Origin of the sequence: Dyadobacter sp. SG02, from assembly GCF_900109045.1 — a bacterium.
Taxonomy (GTDB): Bacteria; Bacteroidota; Bacteroidia; order Cytophagales; family Spirosomataceae; genus Dyadobacter.
The window spans coordinates 138,236-151,140 of the sequence record NZ_FNYL01000014.1 but is presented as its reverse complement, the minus strand read 5'-3'; the positions used below and the strand labels follow the sequence as shown (position 1 = coordinate 151,140).

Below are 12,905 nucleotides of genomic sequence, written 5' to 3'. Positions count from 1 at the left end.
AGTTCATTAAAATTGCGACAGAAATGAAAACAAAATATATAGCGGCGTGGATCCTGGCAGCAGGTCTGATGGCAGGGTGCGGGGACAAGTTCCTCACAGTGAACCCGGAAACCGCATTGAGTTCGAATAACTTCTTCACCTCGGAAAGCGATTTCAAGCAGGCGGTCAATGCGGCTTACGAACCGTTCCGGCAGATGTACAATGAACGTGCGTGGATTTTGGAAGAAATGCATTCCGACAACACCTACTATGCCCGTAACATATTGTACGGTGCGGTGGATCCGACTGAAAACGTAGCTGACTTCGCTGTACCAACCGCCGGCGGCGTAACTGCCAATGACAACGTATTGGTCCAGTACCGGCTGAACTACCGCATCATCGCCAGAACAAACCAAATCCTGGCTTTGATCGACGGCGTTGATTTCGATGCCACTTCCAAAGCCAACCTCAAAGGGCAAGCGCAATTCCTCCGTGCATTCGCCTATTTCGATCTCGTACGCCTTTTTGGTAAAGTTCCTCTGCACCTTGTCCCGGTAACAGGTCGCGATGATGCCGCATTACCATTATCGACTACGGAAGAAATCTACGCTCAAATCGAGAAAGATGCCAAAGACGCAAGCGCCGGGCTCTTGGACAAGTCAACCCAGGAAGCAGGACGCGTGACTTCGGGTACAGCCAAAATGTTGCTGGCGAACCTTTACATTACGCAAAAGAAATGGCCGCAGGCTGAAACGTTGCTGAAAGAAATCGTCACAAGCGGCAAATACGCGTTGATGCCGGACTACAACGATGCATTCTCTTTCACGAGTGCGAACAAAAACAACAAAGAGTCGTTGTTTGAGATCCAATACATGGAAGGCTCTTCGGGCTACAATGGCAACCAGATCTACCGGTTCATCCCGTCGCCGATCACTGCTGCTGAAATTGCGCCGATTACAGGAACGTCCAACCCGCAGCAGACTTCTCAGGAAAGCAACAACATCCCGACGCCAGACCTTATTGCCGCTTATGAAACCGGTGATAAGAGAAAGGACATTTCGATCGGATATGTGACTCTGAGCGGATCGGCGGTTGAAAACAAAGTCTATCCTTACATTAAAAAGTATGCTCGTCCACACGCGATACACCAGAACACCGGTCAGAACTGGCCTGTTTATCGTTATGCGGAAGTGCTGCTGTTCCTTGCCGAATCATTGAACGAACAAGGCAAGCCTGCCGATGCTGCTACGTACCTCAATCAGGTTCGTACGCGTGCGGGCCTTGCCGCAAGCAAGGCAGCTTCGCAGGCAGATATGCGTGAAGCGATTTTCAAAGAAAGAAGGGTAGAACTCGCTTTCGAAAACAAGCGGTGGTTTGATCTCACCCGCACCGGCCGTGTGAAAGAGATCATCGGCGCATACGGTGCAAAAGTGAAAGCGAATCCGGCAGCTTACTATTTCCCGAAAGGTGCTGTACCGCCGCCGAATGCATTCACAGTGCTGGACGACTATTACGGGCTGCCAGCTGTTGAAGCCGCATTGACGCCGCATTTCTGATGGATGAAAAAGAATGAAAAAAGTGCAGCAGCCGCAAGCTCGCTGCACTTTTTTCATTATAACCATACTTATCCGCCCGATACCCCACAGAACAGGATAGTCCCTTGGATGTTTCGATCTAATATTGCATTTATCAGATTATTTAAAGTTTTAGTTTGCTTTATTTAAGAACAACAATTCACTGGGCAATGCACGCTTGCCACGGCTATCGGCTAGCATGCCCCGGTCGGACACCAGCGCTTCATCCTTTTTTATCAATCATATTTACTTAAACTCTGAGCTGTAAAATGTACACAAAAAAACAATGGTTAAAACTTCCGATGACGCTCGCGGTGCTGGTCGCCGTAGGGGTCGGCAGTGGAGTGATGCTAAGTAACCGAACTGCCCAACACCGTCCTCCCGGCTCAAAGGTCGACAAGCTGAAACTTCCCGACGGCTTCAAAGCCGACCATTTATACAGTGTTTCGGAAGAAAAGAACGGCTCGTGGGTGTCCATGACATTCGACAACAAGGGAAGGATGATCACTTCCGACCAGTACGGCGGACTATATCGCCTGGTGCTTCCGGCGATCGGCTCTACCGATAAACCTCAAGTGGAAGTACTTAAAATTGAAGGAGATACCGCGAAAGTAGCGATGGGTTATGCCCATGGTTTGCTCTATGCGTTCAACAGCCTTTACGTGATGATCAACAACCGGTCGAATGCGCGTTTCCCGAAAGGAAGCGGCTTGTACCGCTTGCAGGATACCGACAACAATGATCAGTACGACAAGATCTCGCTTATCAAACCATTGACGGGCGAAGGAGAGCACGGACCGCACAGTATTGTGATGGCTCCAGACCAGAAGTCGCTTTTTGTCGTGGCCGGTAACTTCACCGACCTGCCCAAAATGGACATCTACCGTCTCATGCCGAACTGGAAAAACGACAACCTCTTCCCGTTCATCAAAGACCCGCGCGGCCACGCGACGGATCGTAATGCACCGGGCGGCTGGATTGCTCACACCGATCCGGAAGGAAAACAATGGGAATTGTACACAGCCGGTTTCCGTAACCCGTACGATATTGCATTCAACGAAGCGGGTGACCTTTTTGCTTACGACTCGGATATGGAATGGGATTTCGGAACACCTTGGTATCGTCCTACACGCGTTTGCCATGCCGTGAGCGGTGGCGAGTTTGGTTGGAGAACGGGTTCTGCCAACACATCTCCCGCATTTGCCGATTTCCTTTCGCCGGTGATGAACATTGGTCAGGGATCGCCTACCAACCTGATTTACCTGAAAGACGCGCGTTTCCCTGCAAAATACAAAAACACATTGCTCGCATTCGACTGGTCATTCGGTATTGTTCACGGCTTGCACCTGAAACCAAACGGCTCTACCTACACCGCTGACCACGAAGAATTCCTTTCGGGCGCACCGCTTCCATTGACCGACGGTGCCATCGGCCCTGACGGCGCATTGTACTTCCTGACCGGCGGCCGTCGCCTGGAATCGGATCTTTACCGCGTGTATTATGGTGATTATAAGAACATTGCACCTGGATCTAATGTTGCGACACCGGTTATCACCAGCGAGCACAAGCAACGTACCGCGATTGAAGAATACCATGTTAAAAAGGACCCGAAAGCGATCGAGCAAGCATGGCCGTTGCTGAAAAGCCCGGATCGCTTCCTGCGCTACGCCGGCCGTCTGGCTATCGAACACCAGCCTGTAAGCCAGTGGGAAAGCAAAGTTTACGCTGAAAAAGATCCTCAGAGCATTATTTACGCTGCCATCGCATTGGGCCGCCAGGGTGATTCTACGAAAGTAGGAGGCCCCCTTTTGAAAAAGCTCACCACCATCGACTACGCGAAGCTCGACGACCTGAACAAGCAAGCACTTCTACGGGCAGTGGAAGTGATCCTATACCGCACCGGCCAGCCCGACGCTGCCACGAAAGCTGCATTGGTGGCTTATCTGAATCCCAAGTATCCGTCTGTCAGTGCATTGCAAAACAGATTTCTAGCTAAAATCCTTATCACCATTGAAGCACCGAAAGCGGTTGACAAAACGCTTGCACTTATCGCGAAAAACGAGAAGTTCGATGACAAGGATAATGAAATGGTAACCGCTTCCGCCGATCTGATCTTGCGTAACCCGCAATACGGTCTCGACCTGGCCGGTTTGCTGGAAAAAATGCCGCCGCAACAGCAGACATTCTACGCTATCATGCTCAGCAGCGCCAAAACCGGCTGGACACCCGCAACGCATGAAGAATATTTCAAATGGTTCCACAAAGCATTCAGCTACCAGGGTGGACGCAGCTACATTGGCTTTATCGACAAAGCACGTCAGCTCGCATTGAAGAATGTACCAGGCGATAAAGTGGCTTACTACAACAAACTATCTGGCTCTGAATTACTTACAGGAACAGGTAACGACCTTGTGAAGCTGTATACGCCAAAGGGCCCGGGCCGTGGGTGGAAGGTTGAGCAAGCCGTAGAACTCGTTCAGGACAGCCTTTCCAACCGTGACTTCGAACGTGGCAAGCAGATTTTCTCCGCGGTACTTTGCAGCCGCTGCCATACCATCCAGGGCGAAGGTGCGGACGTTGGTCCAGAACTGACGCAATTGGGCACCCGCTTCTCGGTGAAGGATATGCTCGAGGCGATCATCATACCTGACAAAGCGGTATCCGATCAATATGCTTCGATCTCCTTCCAGATGAAAGACGGGCAGTCAATCGTGGGCCGCGAGGTGAACCAGGATGCCAACTTCTATTATGTATCTCAAAACCCATTCGATCCTAAAACGATTCGGAAAGTGGCCAAGAAGCAAGTGGTTTCCAGCAAAATCTCCCCGGTATCCATGATGCTTCCAGGCCTGATCAACGGTTTGAATCCTAATGAACTGAGAGATCTGGTAGCCTATTTGATGGCTGGCGGTAACAAAAATAACCCGATCTATTCCGAATCCGGTGCGCCGAAAAGCGGAAAATAGATCACATGATTTTTTGAGTAGATTATAATTAATTAGGCTTAAGATAGTGGTGCTGCGTGTTGATCCTGATGCTTTCAAAGCAAAAACGGGTCCGGTAGCATCACTACTTTTTTTGCAGGTATGGCAGAACAAATATCCGGCTAGACCAAACGTATACAAAAGTACGTTCAATTCCGGAAAAAGGGTAGGGGCTTACCGACCGAATAACCATTAACTTACATTATTTCAGATAGTTAACTATTAAATGAAGTCACTTTCAAATCGCAGAAAAGCGCTCAAAAATATGGCTGCGGCAGCGGGCCTGGGTACATTTTCAGGCTCTCTGGCGGATGCCTTTGCCGCGTCGCAAAAAGCGCTTGGTCCGCAACTCAATGGCAGGATCAATCACTCCGTATGCAAATGGTGTTATAGTAAAATTCCACTGGAGACTTTCGCGCAGGAATGCAAAAAGATCGGACTTACATCGATCGAATTGCTTGGTCCGGAGGAATGGCCGGTGATCAAAAAGTACGGATTGACCTGTGCATTGCCCTGGGGTGAAGGACTGACGCGCAGCATCGATAAGGGTTTCAACGATCCGAAAAATCACGAAGAACTGATCAAAGGTTTTGAAGACGTGATCCCGAAAGTGCGGGCAGCAGGCTACGACAAGATCATTTGCTTTTCGGGTAACCGCCGGGGAATGTCGGATTACGACGGAATCCGGAACTGCGCCGAAGGCATCCGCAAGCTGATCCCAACCTGTGAAAAGCACAATGTGACGCTGGTAATGGAGCTGCTGAACAGCAAGGTGAACCATAAAGATTATATGTGCGACCGGACGGAGTGGGGGGCAACCCTTTGCGAAGCCATTGGTTCTGAAAAGTTTAAACTGCTCTACGACATTTACCACATGCAAATCCAGGAAGGTGACGTCATCGCAACAATCAAAAAATATCACAAATACATTGCCCATTATCATACAGGCGGCGTACCGGGGCGGCATGAGATCGATGAAACGCAGGAGCTGTATTATCCGTCCATCATGAAAGCCATTGTAGAAACCGGTTACAAAGGATTTGTAGGACAGGAGTTTGTTCCAAGCCGGGGTGACGATCTGGCTTCGCTGAAACAGGGAGTTACTATTTGCGATATTGCCTAGCTACTGATATTCAATTATTTACAATATGCCAACCAGAAGAAACGCATTAAAAAATATAGCGGCGGGAACAGCCGCAGGCGCCGCCGCCGGAATGATGTCCATTTCAGAAGTGTTCGCCAAAAACGAATCTGTCCTGGGTGCTAAGCTGAATGGTAAGATCAATCACTCGGTTTGCAAATGGTGCTACGGTAAAATCCCGCTCGACACCTTCGCGCAAGAATGCAAGAAGATCGGCATCACATCCGTCGAACTACTCGGGCCAGAAGACTGGCCGACATTGAAAAAGTACGGCCTCACATGTGCGCTGCCTAATGGCGCAGGTATGGGGATCGAAAAAGGCTTCAACGATCCGGCACTGCACGACGAACTTGTCAAAAGTTACGAGGACATTTTTCCAAAACTGAAAGAAGCCGGTTACAAAACCGTCATCTGCTTTTCGGGTAACCGCCGCGGCATGTCCGACTACGACGGAATGCGCAACTGTGCGATCGGTCTGCGCCGGCTGATGCCATCCGCCGAAAAGTACGGCATTACCATGATCATGGAGTTGCTCAACAGCAAAGTCAACCACCGCGACTACATGTGCGACCACACTGCCTGGGGCGCCGGACTTTGTGAAATGGTCGGTTCGGAAAACTTCAAACTGCTGTACGATATTTACCACATGTCTATCATGGAAGGTGACGTGATCGCGACCATCAAGCAATACCACAAATACATCGGCCATTACCACACCGGCGGCGTTCCCGGCCGCAACGAAATCGACGAAGGCCAGGAACTGTATTACCCGGCGATCATGAAAGCGATCGTCGAAACCGGTTTCAAAGGGTTCGTCGCACAGGAGTTCATTCCCAAGCGCGAACCGTTGGCGTCGCTGGCCGAATGTGTGAAGATTTGCGATATTGTCTGAGCGACAGCTCCTAATTTGGAAATTCTCTCTTGTAAATTGCCTGAAAAAGTTGTTTGAACCGCCAAAAACGGGCTCATTTCGGCTTTTTCAGGCAATTTTGAATTTTACAAGCTGCTTTTAAAGCAGCCAAAATCACATCAAATCAGACTCAATTTCAGTGGATTAATCCTAAAAATCAGCAAATTTAAACGCCTGACATTTAAACAAAAACTCCGGCCCGATATCTGGGACGAGCTATCAAAACCTCATCGCTATCAGTTACAAGCTTCCCGAACCTATGCTTAGATCAGCCATTAAAATCTTCATCACATTCTTATCTATTACCAATATTTACGCCCAAGCCAAGTTTGAACCAGGATATATTGTCCCATCACGCGGCGACACGATCAGAGGAATGATCGATTACCGCAACTGGTCTCAAAATCCCCGAACAATCCGGTTCAGGGATATGCAAAACCAGGCCGACAAAACGCTAGGTGTAAACGACTTATCCGCATTCCAGGTACATGGTGAAAATTACGAAAGGGCAGAGGTCAGCGTTAATATCACTCCATCCAATAATAATAATATTACCGAAAGGAGCCTTCCTGAACTGGTAAGCGATACGGTGTTCCTGCTACGGCTGGTAGACGGCCCGAAAAGTCTCTATTATCTACGCGGCCAAGCGGATAAGGTTCAGTTCTACATTGGGGCTGAACATCAGTTGCTGGTTTATCATAAGTATCGGATTACAAAGGATAACGTGACACAAGCCATTAGCATTGATCGCTTTCGCCAACAACTTAAGGCGTATCTGGATTGCGAAAATGTGGCGAACCGCGTAGCAAACCTCAGATATTCCAGCAAGGAGATCATAGGGCTGTTCGAATTGTACTACGAAAAATGCTCCGAAACAAAGCCAAAAACAGTCACAAAACGCGAAGGCCTCGGATTTGAAGCCGGCGCACTAGCCGGGGCTATGTTTTCTAAATTAACCTTTAAGGGCTACAACTTCGAATATCTCACGCAACGCAAACACGCCATATCGGCACGGCCAACCGTTGGTCTGTCCTTAAACATCGTGATCCCGCGCACGAAAAAGAACCTGCTGATCGCGAACGAACTGGTGTATTCATCCTACAAGATTTCTGATCATTTCCGAACCGACGTGAATTCAGAGAATTATACTACAACTGATTACACTTATGCACTGAACCATCTGAGAATCAACAACATGGTACGCTACCGAATCAGACGCGGCAATGCATTCTTTTATGCCAACGTCGGGATCTCCAATGGCTTTCTAATTTCAGAAAATAACCGATACCTGGCCAGAACGCAATTTTACACAGACGTCCACATTAAGGAAGACAAAGCGCTCGAAACCCGGAAGCACGACCAAGGCTTTAACTTCGGTATCGGCGCTGGTGTCGGGAAACTGGGCTTCGAAGCGAGGTTTGAAAACAGCAACGGCAATTCGAATTTTTTCTCTCTCACCTCTAATGTGAAGCAGGTGTTGCTGCTGGTGCATTACAGGTTTTGAGAATCGGGCTGTCAACTGTATTATTTAACCACAAATAATTTGTGGATCGTCGCAACACCGATTTGACGAGTGACTTCTACCAGATATATCCCGACTGGCAGCCGACTCGTGTCGATGTGCCTCTGCGGGGCGTTGCCGGAATCGTAAATGTTAATGCCTGTCGACGATGTTATTCTGATTCGGCTGATGCTATTCCAGTCTGGTGTGATTATGCTGAAATGGTCAGACGCCGGATTCGGAGCTAGCGACGTTGACGCGCTTTGGGCTCGAACCAGTCTGATCCGGCTGTACATGTTCGAGCCATCTTTGTCGATCATATGCAATCGATAATATTGATCACCTTTGGCCAGGTCATTATCCACGGCGGTGTATTTGTGGGAAACAGAACTTTCGCCTTGCGCCTTTACTACGGCAATCATTTTCCAGTGCTTGCCGTCCAGGCTTTTTTCTACCTCAAACCGGTCACTGTTTTTCTCCTCAGTGGTTTCCCATGTTAATAATGCATTACCCTCATCGTTCAGAACCGCATCGAAGGCAACCAGCGTTACAGGTAGGCTTGCCCAAGCGTCGGCGCTGCTCACCGCTTTTTGAACGTTACCGCGAAAGTCGCCCCATTTAGATGAATTCGCTTTTGTACCGAACCCGGTAGCGTGGCACCGCAATCTTATTTTGGCGCCATTATCATAACTGCCGATGATAGTGCCGGCTGGGAAAATTGCTTTCAACGAAGCAACATGCGTGGGCGTCGTCGAAAGCGGCGAGCTGTTTTCTGCCCGCATAAGCGCGACTTTGTAACCAGCGTCGAAGTCTCCATCCGGTAATTCAGGAATGGTATTCACTGAACGCAGCTCACTGATCTGCGAACTTACGATTTCACCAATATGCCCGGCCAGTTTGATGGTGTCAAGTCCGGATCTGACGGTTCCGTTCTGCCCAAAGTCGACATCCATGCCTACGTCCACACCCTGTATGCCGTAACCTTCGCCATGAGATGAAACATAATTAACATATTCCTCACTCACAGACAAATACAAGTCATAAGTAATAGCAGGATGCTGGGGGTCATTAACTGTTTTGGCATTTCTTATTTCGAAGAAAACATGCGGGTTATTACCCATTCCGCCCGCGGGCTGTGCCACCGCGCGGGAACAGGTAAAAAGAAATATAACCCAAAATCGAAGTTTGATATTAGTTGTCATGTTGGCTACCATGTAGGATGAGTGAAAAAAGAAATAGGGCCTATGAGTGAGCTGTAATAGCTTAGGTTGACATCGGTCATATCAAAAAAACCGTCCATGTTCAGGTCTTCATTTGCGTATCCGTGGAATGAACCGTTAAACAGCTGCAGCACCCGCTGATAGTCTTGCGAATTTATACGGGAATGTTCCGGCAAATCACCGACCCACTGATCACCCGTCCACATACACCAGACTCCGTTTCGCAGAATCATTTGATCGGGTTGGCCCGGCACGGAAGATGCCTGAGCAAGCGAGGTTGTGAAGTCATATTCAAAATCCCCGGAAGCGAAATTGTTGATTGGCGTACTTACGATCTCCATATGATTGCGATGATTGATCACCAGGTATACCGGCTCAGCGGACGGATAGAACCATGGAGTCACTCCGGCAGAATCTACCAGGTAGCCATCTGGCCGAATCAATAAATCCCTGGTTACCAATGGGTTCTTAAATTCACCCACTTTAAATAGATAGACCCGAATCCAGTCGACGACTTCTCCTGCACTTCCGGCCGGGTTATTAATTTCCCAGTAAAACCGGTGCCCGTCCGCCGAACCAATCCAGAACTCGTAGTCATAAGGCGTGTAGTGTGGCAGTTGGTGAAGATTTTGCAGATCATTCCGCATCTTCGGCTCGTTCTCAGCCATCGCCCCCTGCAACATCACCTTGATTTTAAGTTTGACCGGATCCACAGGCGCATAAAGAACAGTCACGAATATATCTGTCGAATCCGTATTGAAGCAGCCGCTTCTTTGAACAAACGGATAATACTTCCCCGCAGGCACAGCGTGAAAATCCTGGACCGGGTTTCCTGAATGAGTCGGGTTATCATACCATAAAATATTATAACCGTAATATTCACCGTCCACTTTGCCCAAATCAACAGTCGTTTCCTGGAACTCTGTGTACAGCGTATCATTGAAAGGAGTAAGTTTCGGCCTGCGAACTGTAACTCGGTATAACTCCCAATCTGAACTGTAACAATCATTTAAAGGATCATAAAAAAAAGGAAAGTATTCGCCGGGTGCTGCATCTTGATCAAAAGGGTAGGGAGTACCGCTATGGTCATCAGTTGTGTACCATCTCATTTCACAACCATCAGGAATCGGCTGCCCCAGTTTTACGTTCAAATTTGCCTTTTCAGTTGGGCAAATCAACCGGATTTCGTGGTCCTGCTCATAATCCAGCATCATTCCCTTGTTTTCCGCACGACAATCGCCTGTCGGTCTATAAATCATCACAACTTTGGAAGTCGAATTACCCGTGTTAAATGGAATGGCACAATTGTCGAATTCCATAAAAGCCCAGTATTCACCTTCACCGACCGCCGAGGGATCCGCCACCGGCTGACCCTGGTGATTTGGATTGGTATACCAACGAATTCTGGGGTCGACTGGTTGCTGAATTGTGCGGCGTAGGTCGCCGGTGTTAACACCGTATAAATTGTATAGTGTATCTCTGTCAAGATAAACCTGACCTATGCCTTTCACAGCTACATAATGTTGATATGGATTTGTAATTCCAAAACATTGATTCAGTGTATCATAGAACACGGGATAATAACTACCGGGCTGCGCGCTTTCCGGCGTGGCGTACAGCTTATCCGCGGTTTTCTTAGAATCATCTGTGTACCATCGTAAGATGCACCCGTCTGGTGGCGTATTCAGAATTACCGAATTTAGATTTACCGGCTCGCCGGGACATAGCTGCGGAAGATCGTTGGTGCTTCCCTGAACTTCGGAGCCGGCAGCCAGGCACGTTAATGTTTTTGCATTTTTGTTCTCCGAAACTTGTGCACACAGACTTGTGGCGACGCATGATAAGAAGATCAATGCGCATAGGTTTCTGAAATGATGGGAAAATTCTCGTTTCATATTTTGCGATTTTGTTTCAGCAAATATGAGGGCAATGACTGCATAGCGGGCAAATGGATGAACAAATGGCATATACGTTTATTTCATGGCAAACAACGAAGCCTATTTGTTGTATAATTTATATTATGTTAAATAGACATTCCTAAACGAAGGGAGCACCAGTTTCCTGATGCTCCCTTCTATCTCAGTGCGAAGCTACCGCCTCACGCCATTTTACTCTTCAATACAAGCAACACCTTTCGCAGCGAATTGTTCGAGAACTCCGTTCAGGTTGGTCAGGTTGTCCTTAGCCTCAGCTTCGTCCTTAGCCTGGATTGCTTTTTCGAAGTATGGTTTTGCTTTTTTGAATTTACCGCAAACACGGCCTTCAACTTCTTTACCACGTTGCTGGTATTCGGTCATGTTCATGTTATCCACTTCGCCTTTGAGCTGTACAGCTTCGTTGAAGTAGAAAACGCCAAGGTTATACAACGCGTCGTAGTTGGTCGCGTCGATTTCCAAAGCTTTTTTGTAGTTAAGGATCGCTTTGTCGCTTGCTTCTTTTTGTTTTGCTTTCGCGTCGGCAAGTTCCTTTTCAGCACCAGCTACATCTTGTCCTTTGGCAGCTTCCTGTGCAGTTTTCAAATCTGCTTCCAGTTTCGCAATTGCTTCCGTGCTTTCTTTTTTCTTTGCGGTAACATCAGCAAGCTGACGTTTCAGGTCGGCATTCTTAGGCTGCTTTTTGATCAGCGCACCGATACGTTTTACCTCACCGTCGTATACCGCGATCTTGTCTTTTTCAGCAGCAAGATTTTTCTCTGCAGTACCGGCAGCGCTTGCACCTGCGCCTGCTTTCGCGCTCAGTTGCTTCACTTTGTCGGTCGATGTTCTGTACATGTTATCGTACAAAATCGCCAGGTTTACCACATTCTGCGTGTTTTTAGGATCAGCCGCGGCCAAGGCTTCAAGCTCTTTGATAGCCTGGTCTTCTTTACCTGATGCCAGCAAAATGTTGACAACTTCCGCTTTCAGATCTTTGTTATTCGGCGATTGCTTCAAACCATTATTCAAAGTTTCGATCGCTTTATCGAAGTTGTTTTCTGAACGGTACAGCTGAGCCAAACCGTAGAATACGCTGGGATCTTTACCGCCATTAGCAGCGTATTTCTCAAAAGAAGTTTTTGCAACATCCTTTTTATCAAGCTGTTGTGCTGCAATACCACCGTAAAGGGACGCCAGGGTATCCTTTTTGTTGATCTCCTGCGCTGCCTGGAACATTTCCAAAGCACCGGCAAGGTTTTTAGCCTGGTATTTTTCAGCACCTTGCTTTACGAATGCATTGAAAAGCTGGGTGCCTTCACCGCCAGCGATGATGTTGGCAGCCTCTTTCGAAGATTTTCCGGCCTCCCCTTTCTTCGTAACATCCAGTTCAACAACCTTTTTGTAGGCTTCCAAAGCCGTTTTTGCCGCACTAGAATCTACTTCTGAACCTTGTAGGGCTATGTTTTCATAAAGTTTAGCGCGTTCGAGCCAGAATGCAGCCTTTGCACTTGCTTTCGGGTCACTGGCATCTTTATCGCTTTTCTCCTTATCCTTACGAAATCCATCCACCAGAGCCTTGTTCACAGCAGCGTCCTGCGCGAACGCAGCACAGCCGAACAGGCTAAGTGCAGAAACAAAAAACAGTTTTTTCATAAATATTAACTTTGGTTGTGATTGATT

Annotated in this window: 8 protein-coding genes; 5 read left to right on the top strand and 3 right to left on the bottom strand. The window is 48.1% G+C overall.

All coding sequences use genetic code 11. The annotated features are described in order from the left end of the window. Positions 1–23: 23 nt before the first annotated feature. The 5 genes from BMW93_RS27700 to BMW93_RS27680 all read left to right on the top strand — a co-directional run bounded on the left by BMW93_RS27700 (position 24) and on the right by BMW93_RS27680 (position 8,092). Positions 24–1,535, top strand: coding sequence for a RagB/SusD family nutrient uptake outer membrane protein (locus tag BMW93_RS27700; protein ID WP_090384144.1), 1,512 nt, complete (start codon positions 24–26; stop codon positions 1,533–1,535). A 287-nt stretch (positions 1,536–1,822) separates the two neighbouring features. Further along, positions 1,823–4,519, top strand: coding sequence for a c-type cytochrome (locus tag BMW93_RS27695; RefSeq protein ID WP_090384141.1), 2,697 nt, complete (start codon positions 1,823–1,825; stop codon positions 4,517–4,519). A gap of 244 nt (positions 4,520–4,763) precedes the next feature. Next, positions 4,764–5,660, top strand: coding sequence for a hydroxypyruvate isomerase family protein (locus BMW93_RS27690; RefSeq protein WP_090384138.1), 897 nt, complete (start codon positions 4,764–4,766; stop codon positions 5,658–5,660). 25 nt (positions 5,661–5,685) lie between these two features. After that, complete coding sequence (locus BMW93_RS27685; RefSeq protein WP_090384135.1) at positions 5,686–6,570, top strand: hydroxypyruvate isomerase family protein; 885 nt, start codon at positions 5,686–5,688, stop codon at positions 6,568–6,570. 277 nt (positions 6,571–6,847) lie between these two features. After that, the gene (locus BMW93_RS27680; RefSeq protein ID WP_090384133.1) at positions 6,848–8,092 is read left to right on the top strand and encodes an outer membrane beta-barrel protein; all 1,245 of its coding nucleotides are present in this window, start codon (positions 6,848–6,850) and stop codon (positions 8,090–8,092) included. Positions 8,093–8,112: 20 nt separating this feature from the next. Here BMW93_RS27680 and BMW93_RS27675 read toward each other — a convergent pair whose 3' ends face one another. The 3 genes from BMW93_RS27675 to BMW93_RS27665 all read right to left on the bottom strand — a co-directional run bounded on the left by BMW93_RS27675 (position 8,113) and on the right by BMW93_RS27665 (position 12,878). After that, on the bottom strand, positions 8,113–9,210 hold the full coding sequence (locus BMW93_RS27675) for a T9SS type A sorting domain-containing protein (protein WP_177194225.1): 1,098 nt from the start codon (positions 9,208–9,210) through the stop codon (positions 8,113–8,115). A gap of 86 nt (positions 9,211–9,296) precedes the next feature. Further along, a complete protein-coding gene (locus BMW93_RS27670) occupies positions 9,297–11,276 on the bottom strand; it encodes a hypothetical protein (RefSeq protein ID WP_090384127.1) in 1,980 nt (659 codons plus the stop codon). 141 nt (positions 11,277–11,417) lie between these two features. Then, the gene (locus BMW93_RS27665) at positions 11,418–12,878 is read right to left on the bottom strand and encodes a lipopolysaccharide assembly protein LapB (RefSeq protein WP_090384124.1); all 1,461 of its coding nucleotides are present in this window, start codon (positions 12,876–12,878) and stop codon (positions 11,418–11,420) included. Positions 12,879–12,905: the final 27 nt, after the last annotated feature.

Coding starts and splice junctions, on each gene's coding strand:
- BMW93_RS27675 (WP_177194225.1), bottom strand. CDS start 9,210: ATGGGTAATAACCCGCATGTTTTCTTCGAAATAAGAAATGCCAAAACA.
- BMW93_RS27700 (WP_090384144.1), top strand. CDS start 24: ATGAAAACAAAATATATAGCGGCGTGGATCCTGGCAGCAGGTCTGATG.
- BMW93_RS27670 (WP_090384127.1), bottom strand. CDS start 11,276: ATGCCATTTGTTCATCCATTTGCCCGCTATGCAGTCATTGCCCTCATA.
- BMW93_RS27695 (WP_090384141.1), top strand. CDS start 1,823: ATGTACACAAAAAAACAATGGTTAAAACTTCCGATGACGCTCGCGGTG.
- BMW93_RS27680 (WP_090384133.1), top strand. CDS start 6,848: ATGCTTAGATCAGCCATTAAAATCTTCATCACATTCTTATCTATTACC.
- BMW93_RS27665 (WP_090384124.1), bottom strand. CDS start 12,878: ATGAAAAAACTGTTTTTTGTTTCTGCACTTAGCCTGTTCGGCTGTGCT.
- BMW93_RS27685 (WP_090384135.1), top strand. CDS start 5,686: ATGCCAACCAGAAGAAACGCATTAAAAAATATAGCGGCGGGAACAGCC.
- BMW93_RS27690 (WP_090384138.1), top strand. CDS start 4,764: ATGAAGTCACTTTCAAATCGCAGAAAAGCGCTCAAAAATATGGCTGCG.